Origin of the sequence: Actinoplanes sp. NPDC051343 (genome assembly GCF_044455125.1) — a bacterium.
Classification (GTDB): Bacteria; Actinomycetota; Actinomycetes; order Mycobacteriales; family Micromonosporaceae; genus Actinoplanes.
On sequence record NZ_JBITEL010000027.1, the window covers coordinates 24942 to 43605 of the forward strand.

At 69.4% G+C, this 18664-nt stretch carries 21 protein-coding genes; 9 read left to right on the plus strand and 12 right to left on the minus strand.

Annotation, left to right across the window (positions count from 1 at the left end; translation table 11 throughout):
- The first annotated feature begins 96 nt into the window (after positions 1–96).
- On the plus strand, positions 97–1482 hold the full coding sequence (locus tag ACIA5C_RS46820) for a beta-1,3-glucanase family protein (RefSeq protein ID WP_396067525.1): 1386 nt from the start codon (positions 97–99) through the stop codon (positions 1480–1482).
- 41 nt (positions 1483–1523) lie between these two features.
- On the opposite strand, the gene ACIA5C_RS46825 is transcribed toward ACIA5C_RS46820, so the two are convergent.
- The 4 genes from ACIA5C_RS46825 to ACIA5C_RS46840 all read right to left on the minus strand — a co-directional run bounded on the left by ACIA5C_RS46825 (position 1524) and on the right by ACIA5C_RS46840 (position 4763).
- Entirely contained in the window at positions 1524–2585 is a 1062-nt protein-coding gene (locus ACIA5C_RS46825; protein ID WP_396067527.1) for an aldo/keto reductase, read from the minus strand.
- A 197-nt stretch (positions 2586–2782) separates the two neighbouring features.
- Positions 2783–3997: an SLC13 family permease gene (locus ACIA5C_RS46830; protein ID WP_396067529.1), complete on the minus strand. Its 1215-nt coding sequence runs from the start codon at positions 3995–3997 to the stop codon at positions 2783–2785.
- 9 nt (positions 3998–4006) lie between these two features.
- Positions 4007–4318 (minus strand): STAS domain-containing protein, encoded by a 312-nt coding sequence (locus tag ACIA5C_RS46835; protein WP_396067531.1) that lies wholly within the window; start codon positions 4316–4318, stop codon positions 4007–4009.
- A 28-nt stretch (positions 4319–4346) separates the two neighbouring features.
- The gene (locus tag ACIA5C_RS46840; protein WP_396067533.1) at positions 4347–4763 is read right to left on the minus strand and encodes an ATP-binding protein; all 417 of its coding nucleotides are present in this window, start codon (positions 4761–4763) and stop codon (positions 4347–4349) included.
- A 94-nt stretch (positions 4764–4857) separates the two neighbouring features.
- On the opposite strand from ACIA5C_RS46840, the gene ACIA5C_RS46845 reads away from it, so the two are divergent.
- The 3 genes from ACIA5C_RS46845 to ACIA5C_RS46855 all read left to right on the plus strand — a co-directional run bounded on the left by ACIA5C_RS46845 (position 4858) and on the right by ACIA5C_RS46855 (position 6901).
- Positions 4858–5379, plus strand: coding sequence for an LURP-one-related/scramblase family protein (locus tag ACIA5C_RS46845; protein ID WP_396067535.1), 522 nt, complete (start codon positions 4858–4860; stop codon positions 5377–5379).
- A gap of 200 nt (positions 5380–5579) precedes the next feature.
- Positions 5580–6395 (plus strand): RNA polymerase sigma factor SigF, encoded by an 816-nt coding sequence (locus tag ACIA5C_RS46850; protein ID WP_396067537.1) that lies wholly within the window; start codon positions 5580–5582, stop codon positions 6393–6395.
- A 143-nt stretch (positions 6396–6538) separates the two neighbouring features.
- On the plus strand, positions 6539–6901 hold the full coding sequence (locus tag ACIA5C_RS46855; RefSeq protein WP_396067539.1) for a hypothetical protein: 363 nt from the start codon (positions 6539–6541) through the stop codon (positions 6899–6901).
- Here ACIA5C_RS46855 and ACIA5C_RS46860 read toward each other — a convergent pair.
- From ACIA5C_RS46860 to ACIA5C_RS46875, 4 genes are all read right to left on the minus strand, one after another.
- On the minus strand, positions 6826–7389 hold the full coding sequence (locus ACIA5C_RS46860) for a hypothetical protein (protein WP_396067541.1): 564 nt from the start codon (positions 7387–7389) through the stop codon (positions 6826–6828). The genes ACIA5C_RS46855 and ACIA5C_RS46860 overlap by 76 nt on opposite strands.
- Positions 7352–7633 (minus strand): DUF433 domain-containing protein, encoded by a 282-nt coding sequence (locus tag ACIA5C_RS46865; protein ID WP_396067543.1) that lies wholly within the window; start codon positions 7631–7633, stop codon positions 7352–7354. The genes ACIA5C_RS46860 and ACIA5C_RS46865 overlap by 38 nt, the downstream gene beginning before the upstream one ends.
- Before the next feature lie 358 nt (positions 7634–7991).
- Positions 7992–8147, minus strand: coding sequence for a DUF6131 family protein (locus ACIA5C_RS46870; RefSeq protein ID WP_364110499.1), 156 nt, complete (start codon positions 8145–8147; stop codon positions 7992–7994).
- A 45-nt stretch (positions 8148–8192) separates the two neighbouring features.
- A complete protein-coding gene (locus ACIA5C_RS46875) occupies positions 8193–9374 on the minus strand; it encodes an MFS transporter (protein WP_396067546.1) in 1182 nt (393 codons plus the stop codon).
- A gap of 71 nt (positions 9375–9445) precedes the next feature.
- Between ACIA5C_RS46875 and ACIA5C_RS46880 the strand changes: the two genes are divergently transcribed.
- Genes ACIA5C_RS46880 through ACIA5C_RS46890 form a run of 3 tightly spaced genes read left to right on the plus strand, consistent with a single transcriptional unit; the run spans position 9446 to position 11208 of the window.
- Entirely contained in the window at positions 9446–9799 is a 354-nt protein-coding gene (locus ACIA5C_RS46880; RefSeq protein ID WP_396067548.1) for a DNA polymerase ligase N-terminal domain-containing protein, read from the plus strand.
- 44 nt (positions 9800–9843) lie between these two features.
- Positions 9844–10512, plus strand: coding sequence for a DedA family protein (locus ACIA5C_RS46885; protein ID WP_396067550.1), 669 nt, complete (start codon positions 9844–9846; stop codon positions 10510–10512).
- Between the two features lie 48 nt (positions 10513–10560).
- On the plus strand, positions 10561–11208 hold the full coding sequence (locus ACIA5C_RS46890) for a hypothetical protein (RefSeq protein WP_396067552.1): 648 nt from the start codon (positions 10561–10563) through the stop codon (positions 11206–11208).
- Between the two features lie 97 nt (positions 11209–11305).
- On the opposite strand, the gene ACIA5C_RS46895 is transcribed toward ACIA5C_RS46890, so the two are convergent.
- Positions 11306–11893 carry a hypothetical protein gene (locus ACIA5C_RS46895; protein WP_396067554.1) on the minus strand — a complete coding sequence of 196 codons (588 nt, stop codon included), beginning with the start codon at positions 11891–11893 and terminating at the stop codon, positions 11306–11308.
- A gap of 91 nt (positions 11894–11984) precedes the next feature.
- Here ACIA5C_RS46895 and ACIA5C_RS46900 point away from each other — a divergent pair, with 91 nt between their 5' ends.
- Entirely contained in the window at positions 11985–12608 is a 624-nt protein-coding gene (locus ACIA5C_RS46900) for an HAD-IA family hydrolase (protein ID WP_396067556.1), read from the plus strand.
- On the opposite strand, the gene ACIA5C_RS46905 is transcribed toward ACIA5C_RS46900, so the two are convergent.
- Positions 12592–13557 (minus strand): Dyp-type peroxidase, encoded by a 966-nt coding sequence (locus tag ACIA5C_RS46905; RefSeq protein ID WP_396067558.1) that lies wholly within the window; start codon positions 13555–13557, stop codon positions 12592–12594. The genes ACIA5C_RS46900 and ACIA5C_RS46905 overlap by 17 nt on opposite strands.
- A gap of 39 nt (positions 13558–13596) precedes the next feature.
- On the opposite strand from ACIA5C_RS46905, the gene ACIA5C_RS46910 reads away from it, so the two are divergent.
- Positions 13597–15036 carry a flavin-containing monooxygenase gene (locus tag ACIA5C_RS46910; RefSeq protein ID WP_396067560.1) on the plus strand — a complete coding sequence of 480 codons (1440 nt, stop codon included), beginning with the start codon at positions 13597–13599 and terminating at the stop codon, positions 15034–15036.
- Here ACIA5C_RS46910 and ACIA5C_RS46915 read toward each other — a convergent pair.
- Positions 15033–16427, minus strand: a complete 1395-nt coding sequence (locus tag ACIA5C_RS46915; protein WP_396067562.1) for a lipase family protein — start codon at positions 16425–16427, stop codon at positions 15033–15035. The genes ACIA5C_RS46910 and ACIA5C_RS46915 overlap by 4 nt on opposite strands.
- A gap of 69 nt (positions 16428–16496) precedes the next feature.
- Positions 16497–18626, minus strand: a complete 2130-nt coding sequence (locus ACIA5C_RS46920; RefSeq protein WP_396067564.1) for a transglycosylase domain-containing protein — start codon at positions 18624–18626, stop codon at positions 16497–16499.
- Positions 18627–18664: the final 38 nt, after the last annotated feature.

Consider the following 18664-nt stretch of genomic DNA (forward strand, 5'->3'; position numbering starts at 1 on the left):
ACTCGCCAAGAGAGCGCTCTCTGCCGTTGATCCCTACGCCGGTTCCCCGACCGGCGGACGACTCGGGCGCACCACCGCCATTCCCCTGGAGAGTCCATGGAACACGCCATCCCCAGGCGTCGCCCCCGGCTGCTCACCGCAGTGCTCGGCGCCGTCATCGTCGTCCTCGTCGCCGCCTATGCGGCTCTCACCTCGGTGCAGGCCCACGCCGCCTCAACCCTCATCTCCCAAGGCAAGCCCGCGACCGCGTCGAGCTCCGAGAACGCTTCGTTCCCGGCCAGTGCCGCGGTCGACGGCAACACCGGCACCCGGTGGTCGAGTGCGTTCAGCGACCCGCAGTGGCTCCAGGTCGACCTCGGCTCCACCGCCACGATCACCTCGGTCACCCTGAACTGGGAAGCGGCGTACGCGAAGTCCTTCCAGATCCAGACCTCGGCCAACGGCAGCACCTGGACCACGATCTACAGCACCACGACCGGCCCGGGCGGCGTGCAGAACCTGACGGTCAACGGCACCGGCCGCTACGTGCGGATGAACGGCACGGTGCGGGCCCTCCCGTACGGCTACTCGCTCTTCGAATTCCAGGTCTTCGGCTCGGTCAGCGGCGGCACCACGACGCCGCCGACCACCCCGCCCACCGGCGGCTCCGGCAACACCATGCCGGCCTCCTTCTGGGGTGACACCGGCAGCATCCCGGCGGCCAAGAACGTCGTCGAGGTGCAGGTCCTCAACCGGACCAACGGCAAATACCCCGACAGCCAGGTCTACTGGAGCTTCAACGGCCAGACCCACTCGATTGCCGAGCAGCAGTTCCTCGACATGCCCGCCAACTCGGCCGGCCGGATGTACTTCTACCTCGGCTCGCCGAACAGCCAGTACTTCGACTTCATCGAGTTCACGGTCGGCGCCGGCGTCTTCAACGGCAACACCACCCGGGTCGACGCGTTCGGCCTGAAGATCGCCATGCGGCTGCACTCGAAGGACGGCACCGACCAGCAGGTCGGCGAGAACTACAACACCTTCACCGAGGACCGTACGGCCACGTTCTCCCGCTTCGCCGCCGCGGTGCCGGCCGAGTTCCAGCACGAGGCCACCGCGACCGCGCCGTACCGCATCCTGTCGCCGGGCAGCGACTCCAACTTCCTGCCGGGCGGCCCCAACCAGAACTACATGTCCTCGTACGCGGCCGCCAACGGCATCAGCGCCACCACCCAGCAGATCTTCGGGTGCAGCGGGCCAGAAGCCGCCAACGCGGCCCAGTGCGCGGCGCTCAACCGGCACACCGCCGACCTGCCCGCCTCCCAGCAGCAGACGGTGAGCAACTACTACCGGGCCGCACCGGCCAACTACTACGCCAAGTTCTGGCACGACAACGCCCTCGGCGGGCTGGCCTACGGCTTCCCGTACGACGACGTCGCCGGCCAGAGCTCGTTCATCACCCACGCGAACCCGCAATTCCTGCAGGTTGCCGTCGGCTGGTGAGCTCTTCTCGGACGGCCCGGGCTTTCGCCCGGGCCGTCTTGCTATGCGGTGCGACGACGCCGCCGGAACTTCTCCGACAGAGCCGGCGGCACGTAGCCGCGGTCGCCCGGGTTCACGTTGACGCCCGGCGGGACGATCTCGTCGATGCGGTCGAGGACGTCGGTGGTCAGCTTTACGTCGGCGGCGCCGATCTGTGACTCCAGGTGGGCCATCGTCCGCGGGCCGATGATCGGCGAGGTGACCGCCGGGTGCTGCAGCACGAAGGCCAGCGCCAGGTGGATCAGCGGCATCCCGGCCTCGTCGGCCAGCTTGCCGAGCGCGTCGGCCGCCTCGAGCTTGCGCTGGTTGCCGGGCTGCGACAGGTCGTAGCGGGCCGGCAGCCGTTCGCTGCGCTTCGACTTCGGCAGGTCGGCGCCGACCCGATAGCGCCCGCTAAGCCAGCCGCCGGCCAGCGGACTCCACGGGAGCACACCCATGCCGTAGCGCTCGGCGGTCGGCAGCACGTCGGCCTCGATGCCGCGGACCAGGATCGAGTACGGCGGCTGCTCGGTCATGAACCGGCTCAGCCCGCGCCGCTCGGCCGTCCACTGCGCCTCGACGATCTCCTCGGCCGGGTAGGTCGACGAGCCGAACGCCCGGATCTTGCCCTGCCGCTGGAGGTCGGTAAGCGCGCCCAGCGTCTCCTCGTGGTCGGCGTCGGTGTCGGGCCGGTGGATCTGGTAGAGGTCGATCCAGTCGGTGCCGAGCCGGCGCAGGCTGTCCTCGACCTCCCGGATGATCCAGCGGCGGGAGTTGCCCTGGCGGTTGGGGTCGCCCGGGGTGCCGGCCGGCGCCTCGACCGGTACGCCCATCTGCCCGTGCACCTTGGTGGCCAGGATGACGTCGTCCCGCCGCCCCTTCAGCGCCTTGCCGACGATCGTCTCCGACTCGCCCTGCGAATAGACGTCGGCGGTGTCGATGAAGTTGATCCCGGCGTCGAGGGCGCGATGGATGATCTGGATGGACTTGTCGTGGTCGGGCTCGCCCCAGGCGCCGAACATCATGGCGCCGAGGCAGAGCGGACTCACCTGCATTCCGGTACGACCGAGGCTGCGATATTCCATGACCCCGACGGTATGACGGGTCCGGGCGGCCCGCTTGGTTTCGTAACTCAGATTGCTTGCTTGTTACGGATTACATCGACGAGACTGACTGCGTTGCGCTCCCCCGCCGCCGGCCCCCACCCGGATCACCCGGCCCCTTCCCCGGGGCCCGAAGTCCGTCCCCCGCGACGATCCGGGGCGGCGGGGAGAGCGCTTTTCTAGACGACCAGCCACAGCGCCAGAACGCCGGCGCACAGGGCGAGCGGCACGGTCAGCAGGCCCAGCTTCAGGAATTCGCGGGCGTCCGGTGCCGCGTCCCGGCTGTGCAGGATCTGCCGCCACAGCAGGGTGGCCAGCGATCCCACATAGGTCAGGTTCGGGCCGACGTTGACGCCCAGCAGGACGGCCAGGAGCAGGCCGCGCGACCCGGCCACGGCCGGGACCAGAACCAGCGTCGCGGGCAGGTTGTTCAGCACGTTGGCCAGGAGGGCGGCCAGGCCGGCCACCGCGAGCAACTGCGGCAGCCCGGCATGGGACGGGACGACCGCGTCGACGAGACGGTCCAGGCCGTGCTCGCGTACGGCGAGCACGACCAGACCCAGGGCGAACACGAACGCGCAGAACGGCAGGTTGGCCTCGCGGACCAGGGTCGGCAGCGGGGTGCGGCGGGGCACGGCCAGTGCGACGGCGCCGGCCGCGGCGACAAACCCCGGGTGTACGCCGAGCGGACCGGCCACCGCGAAACCGGCCAGGGTCAGCCCCAGGACGATCAATGCGTAACGGGGTGCGGGGACGCGGTCCTCGTCTTCGACGGGTTCGGCGCGGGCGTTCAGGTCGGCGCGGAAGAACCACGAGAAGACGGCGAACTCGGCGGCGATCACGGCGGCCCAGGGCAGCGCCATCATCGCCGCGAAGCTGACGAACGTCAGGCCGCTGGCCGAGAAGGCGAGCAGGTTGGTGAGGTTCGAAACGGGCAGCAGCAGTGAGGCGGAGTTGGCGAGGTGGGCCGACGCGTACACGTGCGGTTTGGGCCGGGCCCCGATCCGGGCCGCCGTGGCGAAGACCACGGGGGTCAGCAGGACCACGGTCGCGTCCAGGCTGAGGGTGGCGGTGATCAGCGAGGCCGCGGCGAAGACGGCCACGAGCAGGCGTCGGGCCCGGTGCCGGCTCAGATCGGCGGCCACCCCACCCGCGTACCGGAAAACGCCGTGCTCCCCCGCGAGATGCGCGAGAAGCAGGACCGCCGCGAGGAACCCGACCGTCGGGCCGAGGGCCTTCAGTTCCGACCAGGCATGCCGGACCGGCAGCAGGCCGGTGACCACCGTCAGGGCCGCCGCGGGCACCGCGGCGACCGCTTCCGGCAGCCCGCGGGGCCGTGCCACGGCGAAGGCCAGCACGGCGACGAGCAGCGCCACCGCGGCGATCATCGGCACCGCGTCAGGTTAGGAGTCGAACAGATCCTTCGCACCCGACACCGTGAGCACACGATCAACCACGTTACGGGAGTTGCGGACCCGGAAACCGGCGCCCTGGACCCGGCTCGCGTTGAACCCGTCGATCAGGGCGCCCAGCGCCTCCGAGTCGAGGAACGACACCTCCTGAAGATCGACCACGACGTCGCCGTCGCCGAGCGCGAGCAACAGAGCGTCGCGCAGGTCGTCGCGCGCGTTGATGTCGAGCTCGCCGGAGATGCGCAGGATCGTGGTCGCACCGTCGGCCGTCCGTTCCCCACCGATCCTGTAGGAGTCCGCCACGCTGACTTTTTACCAGCAGTGGGGGCGATCAGCTCGGAAAGCCGGCCCAGACGTGTTTGGTGTTGTCGGCGATGTACCACCCGACGTCGACCGCGAACTCGCGGGTGAGCTGCAGTCCGAGGCCTCCGGCGCCGAGCGGGCGGTCCTCGTCGAGCACCGGCTTCGCATCCAGATCATGATCGGCGACGTCGATGATCAGGCGGTTGTGGTCGCGCAGCAGCCGCACCTCGGTCGGTGGCAGGCCGTGCCGCAGCGCGTTGGTGGCCAGTTCGGTGGCCACCACGGCCATGCGTTCGGCGAGGTCGCCGGGCGGGCGATGGGCGCAGCCGGCCATCGCGTCGCGCAGGCCGGCCCGCAGTCGGCGCAGCTCGCGGAAGTTGTCGAGACGCCAGCAGCGCAGCTCGACGGCCGCCGGATGCGGGACCGAGGCAGGCAGCGAGGGCATGACGTCCATCTTGCCCGGATCGGGGATGTCGAAGCACTGGCCGTCCGGCCTAATCCATCCGGCGTCTCTCGCGTCCGGCCGTCACAATCAGGGCATGTATGTGATCCGCGAGCGGTTCTTCCACATCGGCGACGACTTCGACGTACTCGACGAGCACGGCACCAAGCTGCTGCACGTCGACGGCAAGGTGTTCAGCCTGCGCAACCGGGTGGTGATCGAGGATCCGTCCGGCCAGGAGGTGGCCAGCGTTCACCGGCACCTGGTCGCGCTCCGGCCGACGTACGAGATCAAGATCGGCGGCGAGACGGCGGCCGAGATCCGCAAGCACCTGTTCACGCCGTTCCGCGACAAGTTCACCATTGACGTCCCCGGGTCCGACGATTTGGAGATGAAGGGCAACTTCACCGACCACGAGTACGTCATCGAGCAGGGTGGCGACGAGGTGGCCGCGGTCTCCAAGCGCTGGCTGACCATTCGCGACACCTACGCCGTGCAGGTCGCCGCCGGCATCGAACCGCTGCTCATCATCGGTGCCGTGCTCGCGCTTGACCTCGCGATGGACCGCGAGGAAGAGAAGGAGGACAAGAAGCAGAGGGACAAAGATACAGATGAGTGAGTAGATGACAACCGAAAGTCACTCATACTTTCGGCTAGTTTTCTCTCGTCCCCTCGGTTAAGGTTTGCACATCCGAACGGCCTAGTGCCTGGTCGACGGCGATCGTCCTGGTCGCCGTCGACCATTAAATAGGGACACCCGACCAACCGGGTCCGAAATGGACCGGCTCTCCGGGACGGTGCCAGGGGAGGACCGAGAGCATGACCGTTTCCACGGCGACTGCCGCAACCACTTCCGTTGCCACGCCGGCTTCCGCCGAGGCTCCGGCCGACAGCGCGGCCGAGCTGCTCAACGCGATGGCCGCGATGCCGGCCGGGCACCCGTCCCGCGCCGGTCTGCGCGACCGGGCGATCGAGGCCTGGCTGCCGCTGGCCCGCCACCTCGCCAACCGCTACTCCGGCCGCGGCGAACCCACCGACGACCTGATCCAGACCGCCACCGTCGGCCTGATCAAGGCGGTCGACAAGTTCGACCCGGACCGCGGCGTCGACTTCGCCGGCTACGCCATCCCCACGATCATCGGCGAGATCAAGCGGCACTTCCGCGACCGCACCTGGTCGGTTCGCGTGCCCCGCCGTCTGCAGGAACTGCGCCTGGCGATCACCGAGGCCAACAGCACCCTGACCCACACGCTGGGCCGCTCCCCGACGGTGACCGACATCGCGACCCACCTCGGCGTGACCGAGGAAGAGGTGCTGGAAGGTCTCGAAGGCGCCCGCGCCTACAACGCGACCTCCCTGTCGACGCCGATCTCGGCCGACGGCTCCACCGAGCTGGGCGACACCCTCGGCGGCGAGGATTCCGAATACGAGGTGGCCGAAACCCGGGTGTCCCTCGGCCCGGCGCTGGCGACCCTCGACGAGCGCGAGCAGAAGATCCTCACGCTGCGCTTCTACGGCAACCTGACCCAGTCGCAGATCGCCGACCACATCGGCATCTCCCAGATGCACGTCTCGCGCCTGCTCACCAAGGCCCTCACCAAGCTGCGTGGCCAGCTGGCCGCCGACACCCTCTGACCGAACGCAGCACCCCGACGCCGGCCCCTCAACGGGCCGGCGTCGCCGTATTTGGCGCTTCGACCCGACGTGGACCAGCGACAACCTGGCCCCCGACCATCCACGACCTGACCTACTATTCGGCCGGCAAGGTGCCCGGACGCGTGCACGGCCTCACCCAGCTCAACGCCCCGCTGAGCGCACACACCCGCACCTTCCCGGTCGCGGGCGACAACACCGGCCCGACCATCGCCTGGGCCACGCCGGCCAACGGCGCGCTACTGCCCGGCTCCCGGATCAGCGGAACGATCAAGGCCACCGACCCGTCCGGCGTCACAATTGCCCTGCTCAACCACTACGACGCCCCGAAGTTCGCGGCGTCGATCCCGGCGGGCACGGACGGCAAGCACATGATCACCTGGTGGGTGGCCGACGGCGTCGGCCACTCCCGCTACCTGACCCGCACGGTCACGGTCGACAACACCGGGACGAGCCTGACCACGTCCGCCCGCACCTGGCACCGGTAGCAAGGGCCAGCGCTTGATGACCTCCCGCTCGTAAACGACGAAAGACCCGCGCGACCGCGAGCGATGTGCCGGTGAATCGCTGCCCGGTGCAACGGCGGATGCCCGGCGTACGGCCTTGTGGATCTGTTCGTCGTCGGCGCTGCCGGGGCCGGCGATGTTCTCCCGGACGCGAAGCGGTCAGCGCGGGCTGCAACGCGCAGATCGCCGCTGCTCAGGCAGAAGATCTGCCCGTCGTCTTCAGCGAGCAGCTGAAGGGCCTCGACCTGGGTGCGGATTCGCTTGTCGTGGGTCAGCAACGCCCAGCCCGCGTTCAGCCCGAAACTCATCCAGTCCGGATCGCTGACGTCCTGGGCGTCGTTCGCGAAGTGGTCGGTGATGTCGTGGACGATCCAGCCTTGCTCGTGCAGCAACCGAGAGGCGCCGCGTCCCGGGCACCGGTCGGCGAAGAACTCAGGCTGCGACGCGGATGAGCGCGTTGACCTGGTCAAGGCTCAAGCCGCATTCGTCGGCGACGACGTCCGCGGGTTCACCCGCTCGCCACATGCTCAGAACCGCGTCGACCGGCACCCTCGCGGGCTCCACGATCGGCGCTCCCCAGGCGAAGCGCGGGTCGATGACGACCTCAGCGACCGCCGGATCATATCGGCGAAGCGTCAGGCGCTTGGGGAAGTCGTCGTCCTCGTCCCAGACGATGTATTTGAGGTGGTCATCGATCACCGCACGGATGGGCATCTGGAGGTCTCCGGCGCGGGCCACCTCGTCGGAGTCGAGGTGGTGGATGAAGACGTCGATGCCGTCGCTCGCCTCAGCATGTCACAACGAACCGGCGGCGGATGGGGCCTGTGGACAGCGCGCGACGGCTTAGATGACCACCGGAACGGTTGCGGGCAGCGGCAGCAGTCGGCGGCCGGGACACCGACCGCCACTCGGGTAAACGCGGTGTCTCACACGGTCGCGTCAGGATGAGTGCGGGCCGGGGACTTTGCTGCTGTGGTTGGGGAGAGACGAGCCCGTACATCTGAAAGCCGGTAAAGCGCAACGCCGCGGTGACCCTCGTTGGTCACCGCGGCGTCAGCGTCTGAAGAATGGATTAATACCAATAACGCCGTCCGCCGATGGGGCGGCCGACCGAGCCGAGAATCCAGAAGACCGCACCGACGACCAGGATAATAATGCCGATCGTGGTGAGGATCGAGATGTGGGCGAAGATGCCGATCAGCAGCAGGATCAGGCCCAGGATCAACATGGTGTGTGCTCCATTCGGCGGGGGAACGGGGTCCGCCGCACCGAGTCATACCCGCATCGAAGAATTGCCAATCATCGTCAGTTGGCGGCGGGTCACGTAAATCAGCGTCACGGCGATCGCCAATGCGCCGGCTTCCATCGCGGCGCCCACCAGAGGGGTCGAGTCGTAGCCCCAGCCGTGGGTGATGGCGCGGCCGCCCAGGTAGGCGCCGAGGGCGTTGCCGAGGTTGAACGCCGAGACGGCCGAGGACGACGCCAGAAGGTTCTGGGCGTCGCCGTCGGCGGCGGTGATGACCCGGGTCGTCAGGCCGGGAACGGTCGCGTAGGCAACGACACCGAGGACAAACAGGGTGACCAGGGCCGGTAGGCGGGAGTGTGACGTCCAGCCGAAGGCGGTCAGCACGATCAGCATGGCGATCGACGCGCTGACGATCGTCCCCATGAGACGGCGGTCGGCCGAGCGGGCGCCGGCGATGTTGCCGAGGACCAGGCCGAGTCCGAAGAGGGCGAGCAGCCACGGGAGGGCGCCGGAGGAGAAGCCGGCGACGTCGGTCATCAGCGGCGCGATGTAGGTGAAGGGTGCGTAGACGGCGCCGAAGACGAGCGCGGTCATCGCGAGCGCCAGCCAGACCTGCGGGTTCCGGAAGGCGGCGAGCTGGGCGCGGGCCTCACCGGTGGAGGCCATGGCGGGGACGAACGCGACGGTGGCGCCGGCCGCGAGCACGCCCAGGACGGCCATCGCCCAGAACGTGGCGCGCCAGCCCAGCTGCTGGCCGAGCAGGGTGCCCAGCGGCACGCCGGCCACGCTGGCGAAGGTCAGGCCGCTGAGCATGGCGCCGATCGCGCTGCTGCGGCGCTCGGGGCGCACAAGGTCGCCGGCGACGATCGTGGCGATGCCGATGAAGGCGCCGTGGCAGAGCGCGGTGAGGATGCGGCCGGCCAGCATGGTGGCGTAGGTCGGGGCGAGCGCGGAGAGCATGTTGCCGGCCACGAAGAAGCTGAGCAGGAACAGCAGGACCGGCTTGCGCGGCCGGTGCGCGACGAGTGCGGTGAGGAGCGGGCCGCCGACGACGACACTCAGGGCGTAGCCGGATATGAGCAGACCCGCGGTGGGAATGCTGACCGTGAGGTCGGAGGCGATCGCGGGCAGCAGCCCGGTGATGACGAACTCGGTCATGCCGAGGGCGAAGGTGCCGACGGCCAGAGCGACGAGCGCGAGTTTCATCATGAACTCAGCCAAACAAACTGGAACCGGTTTCGCCAAGGCCCTTACTACAAGCCGTGAAAGAAGGAGACGCCGTGGCTCGTCCGGCCTTTGTCCTGCACGACCATCGGAAGCCGCGGCCGCATTTCGACCTCCGGCTGGAGGAGGACGGCGTGCTGCGGTCGTGGGCGGTGCCGCGCGGGCTGCCGACCGATCCGCGTGGCAACCGGCTGGCGGTCGCGGTGCCCGATCATGCGATGGACCACCTCGCGTACACCGACTCCGACAAATCGATCGCGGATACCGGCTGGTGGGAGCAAGAGGACCGCAACGACAAGCGGATCGTCTTCACGTTGCACGGCCTCCGGGGCGCACACCGGTACGCCCTCATTCACACCGACGGGTCGAACTGGCTCCTCCATCGGACCAAGGATCAGCCTCAGTACTGACTCTGCACGTTTCGAAACCCGCGCTCCGGCTACCGTGTTAGCCGATGCCTCCTCCAGCCGACCTTCCCGGATTCCTGCACGGCGTGACACCCATCCTCGACCGATGGGGTTACCTAGCCGTCGCGGGCATGATCGGCGTGGAGAGCTTCGGCATCCCCGCGCCTGGTCAGACCATCATGGTGGCTGCCGCGATCTACGCCGGCGCCGGCCGGCTCAACATCGTCGGGGTGGCCGCGATCGCCTTCGTCGCCGCGGTTATGGGCGACAACATCGGCTACTGGATCGGCGTGCGTGGGGGCCGGAAGGTTGCCCACAAATACGGCAAATACGTGTTTTTGACCCCAGAGCGACTGGAACGCGCCGAGCGATTCTTCGCCCGGCGCGGCAACCGCATCGTGCTGGTGGCCCGGTTCATCGACGGCATCCGCCAGTTCAACGGCGTGATCGCCGGCATCACCGCGATGCCATGGCGCGCGTTCCTGCTCTACAACGCTCTCGGCGCCTTTCTGTGGGTCGGCTGGTGGACGACGATCGCCTACGTTCTCGGCACCCATCTGGTCGAAATCTTCGATCAGGCACACCGATACAAATGGTGGGCGATTGCGGTAGTCGTGGTGGCTATCGGGCTTTATGCCTGGCTACATATCCGACATATCCGTCGTCGGCGGGCGCGGGGAGCAGCACAATCCGAGGTCGCCGACTCCCGACCGTGAAGATTCCTCCGGTACCTTTTGAACGGTCCGTGAACGGAGGGAGAAACCGTGTCAGACACACAGCTCGAGCGCCGTCGCGACCAGGCCGCGTCCGCCCACGCCGCGGTGGCGAAGGCCAGCGCGACCGTCACCGAGTTGGAGAACCGGCTGCGGACCAACGCCGACATGACCGTGCAGCAGAGCCAGGCGCTGCGCAACGCCGAGGCCGAGGCCAAGCGCCTCAAGCGGTCGCTGAAGACCCAGGCCCGTGACCGCGACCGCCTCCGCAAGGCTCACAAGAAGGCCGTCTCACAGGCCGCGAAGGCCAAGGACCGCGCCGATTCGGCCGAGTCGAAGTACAGCAAGTCCGTCCTCGCCGGCCTCGTCAGCCAGGCCAAGGAGCAGGACCGCCGCGCCAATCAGCCGGCGACTCCGGCCGCAGCACCCGAGCCGACCAACGCCGCCGCCGAGCAGCCGACCACCGCCCCCGCCGAGCAGCCGGCGCCCGTCGCGAAGCAGCCGACCCCCGCCGCCGAGCAGCCCGCCACGCCGGCTCGCGCTCGTCCGGCACGATCCACCGCCACCCGCACGGCCGCCCGCACCACCGCGGCCAAGGCCGCGTCAGCCGCTTCCACTCCCACCCGCGCCCGCAAGACCGCCGCAACCCCGGCGACCCCCACGGCCGCGAAACAGACTCCGGCTCGCCGGGCCCGATAAAAACCCCGAAGATCTCGTACGCGGGTCCGCCTCCCCCAACCACTGGAGGCGGCCCCGGCCACCCGCGCCGAAAGCACCTCGTCCCCGGTATCTCCCACTACTGACCGGGTGGTTGCCCGTTACCGAACCCGCCGCCCGGGTTCTGACCCCCAGCGAGATCGGTGTCGGTGATCGCGGTCGCGCTCGCCTTCGCATCCGCCACGATCCGCACGGTGTGCCCGGCGACGACCGAACCGATCTGATCCGACCCGTTGTCCACCGACGTCGAGTTCGTGATCGCGTACGTCTTGCTGTACCCGTCTTCGCTCTTGACCGTGATCGCGCTGGTGCTGACCGCCGACACCGTCCCGGTCTGGGTCAGTTCGGTGGAGTAGCCGCCGTTCCCGTCCGACACGACGGCCGTGCCGTGCAGGGCGGCGGCCATCACGTCCTGGTTTCGCCCGCCGATTCGCTGCTGGCCGGAACCGTTCGGCGTACCGGTCACGCTGTTGCCGTTGCCCCGGCCGACCGCGGCCATGATCCCGGCCGTCACGCCGCCGCTGGCGATCGCCACCGCGACCAGCGCCCCGGCGATCGCCAGCTTCGGATTTCTCTTCTTCCCGGCCGGCGCCGGAGGCGAGTTCGGCGGGGTCCACTGCGTCACAGGCTCGGCGGACGAACGGGTCGAATGGTCATGAATGGTCATCGTCTTCCGGTCTCCTCGGCTAGCGCGCGCTGGTGATGCGCTACGAAGGAGACTGGCGTCGGCCGCTATGCGAGGCCTGTGGAGGTTTTGGGTGCTGGATATCAACCTGCGGGACGCCGTCCGGGCGGTGCTGTTCGACATGGACGGCACGCTGGTGACGTCGGACGCGGCGGTCGAGCGGGCCTGGCTGGCGTGGGCCGCCGAGTACGGCGTCGACGGCGCGCGGGCCTTCGAGATCGCGCACGGCCGTCCGAGTGAGCCGACCGTACGCACCCTGCTCCCCCACCTCGACGAGGCCGAGACGGCGGCCGCGATCGCCCGCCAGCTCGAGCTGCAGTACGACGATCTCACCGACGTGGCCGCGATGCCGGGCGCGTACGACCTGCTCGCCCTGCTCGACCGCCGCGGCCTGCCCTGGGCGGTCGTGACCAGTGCCGACGACCGGCTGGCCAAGGCCCGGCTGGGCGCCGCCGGCATCGTCGCCCCGACGCTGGTGACCTCCGATGACGTGCCGGTCGGCAAGCCCGATCCGGCCGGCTACCGGCGCGCGGCCGAGTTGCTCGGCGTGAAGCCCGGCGACTGCCTGGTCGTCGAGGACGCCGATGCGGGCCTGGAGGCGGCCCGCGCAGCCGGTTCCTACACCGCGGCGCTGCGTGGCCTGGACGGTGACGTGCGCCTGGGCAGCCTGGCCGGCCTGGTCACTCTTCTGAGTTAGGAACGGTCGGCAGGTCGTCCAGGAACTCGGCGGTCGGCACGAAGAACAGGCCGCCGGTCAGCGCGGTCGAGAAGTCGAGGATGCGGTCGTAGTTGCCCCACGGGTCGCCGAGGAACATCCGCCGCAGCATCTGCTCGGGCACGTCCGGGGTCGCGGCGTACGCGATGTAGTAGGTGCCGAACTCGCCGTCCTTGATCGACCCGAACGGCATGTTGTCGCGCAGGATCTTGAGCTCGTTGCCGTCCGGGTCGTCGATCGTGTTGAGCGCGACGTGCGAGTTCGAGGCCTTGTCGCGGATCTCGATGTTGTCGAGTTTGCTCCGTCCGATCGCCGACTCCTGGTCCTCGACCTTGAGCGCGTTCCAGGCCGTCAGGTCGTGCACGTACTTCTGGATCAGCACGTAGCTGCCGCCGGCGTACGACGGGTCCTCGTCGCCGATCAGCACCGCCCGGGCCGCCTCGTGGCCGGTCGGGTTCTCCGTGCCGTCGACGAAGCCGAGCAGGTCGCGCTCGTCGAAGTACTTGAAGCCGTGGGTCTCGTCCTCGACGTCGGCCACCTCGCGCAGCCGCTCGACGATCTTGGCGGCCAGCTCGAAGCACAGGTCCATCTGCCCGGCCCGCAGGTGGAACAGCAGGTCGCCGGGGGTCGACGGCGCGGTGTGGCGGGTGCCCTTCCACGTGCGGAAATTGTGCAGCCCGGCCGGACGGTCGACGTGGGGGAACAGCCGGTCCCACAGCTCGGCGCCGATCCCGGTCACGCAGGACAGCTGGCCGGCCGGCAACCGGAACCCGACCGACCGTTGCAGGCTGCTCACGTCCTCCAACAGGTCACGCACAGTGTCCTCGCCGCCCGGCCGCACGGTCAGGACCAGGAAGATCGCGGCGTCGGTCAGCGGGGCGAGCACGGCCTGTGATGCGACGATCGGGCCGGGTGTACGAGGCGCGGTCATGACGGGCAGCCTACGGTGGCCCGCGGCCATAATGAACGCATGAGTGAGCGGGTCGACGTGCTGGTCATCGGGGCCGGGCTGTCCGGCATAGACGCGGCGTACCGGCTGTCGACCGAGTGCCCCGGCCGGACGTTCCTGATCCTCGAGGCGCGGCAGACGATCGGCGGCACCTGGGACCTGTTCCGTTACCCGGGGATCCGCTCCGACTCCGACATGTTCACGCTCAGTTACCCGTTCCGTCCGTGGCGCAACCCGCAGGCGATCGCGTCCGGCGAGACGATCCGCGACTACATCCGCGACACGGCGGCCCGCTACGGCCTCGACCGGAAGATCCGGTTCGGACGCCGGGTCGTGCGCGCGCACTGGTCGAGCCCCGGCGCGACCTGGACGGTCGAGACCGACACCGGCGAGACGTACGCGTCGAACTTCCTCTACCTGTGCACGGGCTACTACCGCTACTCGTCCGGCCACGAGGTCGACTTCGCCGGCCGGGAAGCCTTCCGCGGCCGCATCGTGCATCCGCAGCACTGGCCGGACGACCTCGACTACGCCGGCCAACGGGTCGTCGTGATCGGCAGCGGCGCGACCGCGGCAACGCTGGTGCCGTCGATGGCGTCGTCGGCCGCCCATGTGACGATGCTCCAGCGTTCCCCGGCGTACTTCATCTCGCTCGGCGGCCCCGGCCCCGGCAGCGAGCCGGCCGCCGAGCTCACCGGGCCGAAGGCCCGCCTGGTCCGCAGCCGCAACGTCCTCGGCACCGCCCTGCTCTACCAGGCTGCCCGCCGCTGGCCCGACCGCGTCGCGCGGCTTCTTCAGCGCCGGGTCGCCCGCGAACTGCCGGACGACGTGCCGATCGACCCGCACTTCACACCCCGTTACCGACCCTGGGACCAGCGCCCCTGCGTGGTCCCGGACGGCGACTTCTTCGCGGCCCTGCGGGCCGGCAAGGCGTCGGTTGTCACCGGCACCGTCGAACGGTTCCACGCTTGCGGTGTACGCCTCACCGACGGCACCGACATCGACGCCGACGTGATCGTGACCGCGACCGGCCTGACCATGGTCGCCTTCGGCGAGATCGCGCTGGACGTCGACGGCGACCGGGTCGACTCCGGGCGGTTGCAGGTCTACAAGGGCATGATGTTCTCCGGCGTGCCCAACCTGGCCTGGTGCGTCGGCTACATCAACGCCACGTGGACGCTGCGGGCCGACCTCACCTCGCGCTACGTCTGCCGCCTGCTCAACTACATGGACCGCCACCACATCGACGTGACCACGCCGACCGTCCCGCCCGGCACGGCCGAGGCGGACGAGCCGTTGATGGCGCTCAGTTCCGGCTATGTGCAACGGGCCGCGGCCCTGCTCCCCCGGCAGGGCGCCCGCCGGCCGTGGCGGGTCCGCAACAACTACCTGACCGACCTGCCGGGCATGCTGCTGAGCCGGATCAACGACGGCAACGTCCGGTTCGCCCGGCGGCGCTAGCAGGTCGACACGGGGGGCTTTCCGTCCAGGCGGTCGCGACTCCACCCGATCAGGTCCGGGGAGTCGCCGCTGAGCACGCCGACGTGGTCCAGCGCGGGGAAGGTCCGGTAGTCGACCTTCGTGCCGGTCGCGCACTCCTGCCGGACGTAGTCGTTCTGGGTGGTCACCGGCACGGTCGTGTCGGCCTGACCCTGACCGATCAGCACCGGCACGCTGATCGCCCGGTCGGGGACGTTCTCGCGGAGCCGCCGGCCGAAGGCACCGCTGTCCGGGTCGGCCGCCCAAATGTCCGGTCCGCGCAGCAGCGACAGCACGGCCAGGTCGATCTTCGGGTCGGCGAGACAGCGGGCGGCCTGCTCGTGCACCGCGACGCGGGATCCCCTGTGGACGTACGCGTCGAACCGCACGTCGGGGTAGGCCGCGCTGTACGCCTCGACCAGGTAGGCGGAGAGGGCCTCGCCCCGCCAGTGGTCGGCCAGTTGAGGCACCTCGGTGCCGGGCGCGAGCGCGGCCACCCCTTCCAGGTCGACCGTCGGGGCGTAGGCCGGCGCGATGATCCCGGCCCAGAGCGCGGCGTTGCCTCCCTGTGAGTGGCCCCAGACCAGCGTTTGCGGCGAGGCTTCGAGGGCGCCCAGGTGGCGGGTCGCCAGGGCCGCGTCGAGCAGCGAGCGGGCTTCACCCTGGCCGATCAGAAAGGGGTGCGGGCCGCTCGTGCCCAGCCCCGGATAGTCCGGGGCGATCACGATCCAGCCGGCGGCGAGCGCCGCGGCCTCGTCCGGAACCGCGCCTCCGCCGACCGGATCGGGCTGGAGCGAGGGTGCGCAGTCGGGCGCGATGCCGGTGGCCCCGTGCGCCCAGACGACGACCGGGCGGGGCGTCGCCGGAGCCTGGGCCGCGGCGACGACGATCGCACTGGCGACGATCTCCGCGCCGTCGCCGCGGGTGGTCGTGTAGAGAATCCGCCAGGCCTGGGCGCCGCCGGGAACGTTGCGGGTGAACGGTTCGCTGCGCACGAGCACGCCGTGTCCGCCCGGCGGGTGGGCGGGAGCGGTGTAGAAGGCGTCCGGCCGGGGGTGGCTCGCCTGCATGACCAGGGCCCCGGCGAGGATCAGCACACCGGCCGCCGCGGTGGTCGCCCGCAGCCAGTTCCGCCGGAGCACGAGCACTCCGCCGAACAGCACGGCCAGCCCCGCGATCACCGCGGCACCCCCGGGCCGCACGAGCGCGACGACGACGGCGACCAGGGCCGCCACTCCCGCGGCCGGCACCAGGGTCAGAAGCAGCAGCACCGCCCCGGCCGCAACCAGCACACCGGTCGCGGTCGCCGTGGCCCACCCGCCGAGCATCAACACGGCGCCCACCGCCGTGGCGAGCAGGCCAAAGGTCGTCACCGGCCAGCGGTGCCGCCCGACTGGGACGAGCCATCGCACGCCCCGCAGTCTGTCACGCCACGGGTGCGGTCAGGGCCGGGGGAACTGCACGCTCGGCTTGTCCTTCATGTAGTCGCCGACCGTGCTCCAGACCGCCGGGTTGACCACCGCGTGGTTCATGTGCTGGGTGGTGCCGGGCCAGTCGGGGTCGGCGAGGTAGCCGGCCACCACGATCGAGGTGGTGCCGAGGATCAGGGCGGCGGTCTTCTCGCTGTCGGTGGTGCCGGTCTTGCCGAAGACCGGATGACCCACGACGCCGTGCGACTGGGGTGCGGTGCCGCCACCGCCGCAACTGCCGGTCTGGGCCGAGTCGCCGACCGGGCAGCGCGCCGCGTCGACGGCCTGGCGGGCCACCTCGGTCGAAACCACCTGCTGGCAGCTCGGCCGGCCGACGTCGATCTTCGCGCCCTTCAGGTCGTAGATCTGCTTGATCGGCGTCGGTGAGCAGTATTTTCCGTCGGCGGCCAGGGTGGCGTACGCGTTGGCCAGGTCGAGCGGGGTGGACTCGGAGACGCCCAGGGTGAACGCGCCCCACTGCTCGGCGTTGCCCGGTTTGGCCAGCGCCGCGTCGTTGGAGGCGCGGAACTGGATGCCGAAGTCCTCGGCGGTCTGCACGACGTTCTGCGCACCGACCTGCTCCTCGAGCGGCACGAAGTACGTGTTCACCGAGTGCCCGAACGCCGACCACATGTTGTAGGTGCCGGCCTCGCTCTCGCCCGCGTTGCTCGGACAGTAGAAGTGCGTGCCCGGGCAGGCGGCCGGGCTGCCCGGCTCGACGATGTAGTGCGTCTTCGCCACGACACCCGCGTTGATCGTCTTGGTCAGCGGGATGCCCTGCTTGAGCGCGGTGACCATGGTGAACATCTTGAAGGTCGAGCCGGCCTGGTAGCCGTCGACGTCGCCGCCGCCGCTGATGATCGGGTTGGTGGTGTTCGGGTACGTGCCTTTGAGGTGATGGCGGGCCTTCTGCGGATCCGACGAGATGTGGTTCTTCGACTGGTCGAGGCTGTAGGTGCGGTTCGCCGCAAGGGCCATCACCTGGCCGGTGCCCGGCTGCACCGCGGCCAGCATGAGGGCATCCTTGTCGTTCTTACTGATCTGCTGGCCGATCCGCTTGTACGCGGCCGTGGTGGCCTTGAGGTCCAGGCTCGTGACGATGCGGTAACCAGCGGTGTTCAACAGTTCCTGGCGGTCGTAGGCCGACACTCCGAACGCCTGCTGCTGCAGCCACCACCGGGTGAAGTAGTCGCAGAAGAAGCCCCACTGCTTGTTGTTCACCGAGACGCAGCCGTTGCCGACCTTCCGCACCTGCTGCGGAATCTTCTCCTTCAGCGCGGCCTGCTCCTGCGCCGGGGTGATCGCGCCGGTGGTCACCATGCCGTCGAGAACGTACTGCCGTCGCGTGACCGCCTGCGGGTAGCCGGTCTTGGTGGTCGGGTCGAAGCCGCTGGGCGCCTTGACCATCCCGGCGAGCAGCGCCGCCTGCGCGACGTCCAGGTCCTTCGGGTTCTTGTTGAAGTAGATCCGGCTGGCCGCGTAGATGCCGTAGGCGCCGTTGCCGAAGGGCGCGATGTTGAGATAGCCCTCCAGGATCTGCTTCTTGGTCATCTTCTTCTCGAGCTGGAGGGCGTCCTTCATCTCAGTGATCTTGCGGGTCGGGGTGTCCTGCGCCGCGGCGACGACGTCCTTGGGGTCGGTCGACGAGTACTCCAACTCCATGCGCACGAACTGCATCGTGAGGGTGGAGGCACCCTGCTTGCTGCCACCGCTCGAGTCGCTGACGAAGGCTCGGACGGTGCCCTTGAGGTCGACGCCGTTGTGGTGATAAAAATCGCGGTCCTCGGCGGCGACGATGGCGTTCTGCATGTTGACGGAGATCTGCGCCAACGGCACCTCACTGCGGTACTCGTCGTACATCACGGCGATCTGCGTCTTGCCGTCGGACGCGTAGATGCGGCTGATCTGCGGCTCATGGAAATCGGTCAGCTTGGTCGGCAGCGCGGCGTACGCACTCCCGCCGGCCTTGGCCGTCAGGCCGGACAACGCCGCGGCCGGGAAGGCCGCGGCCGCCACCACCAATCCGGCTAGTAGCCCGCAAACCAGCAAGGCTGCTGAGTTGGTGAGGATGTTGTGATCGCGCCGACGGAACCAGGAAGCCACCCGCGGCAGGTTACGGGACGGAAACGCGAAGTTCCTGT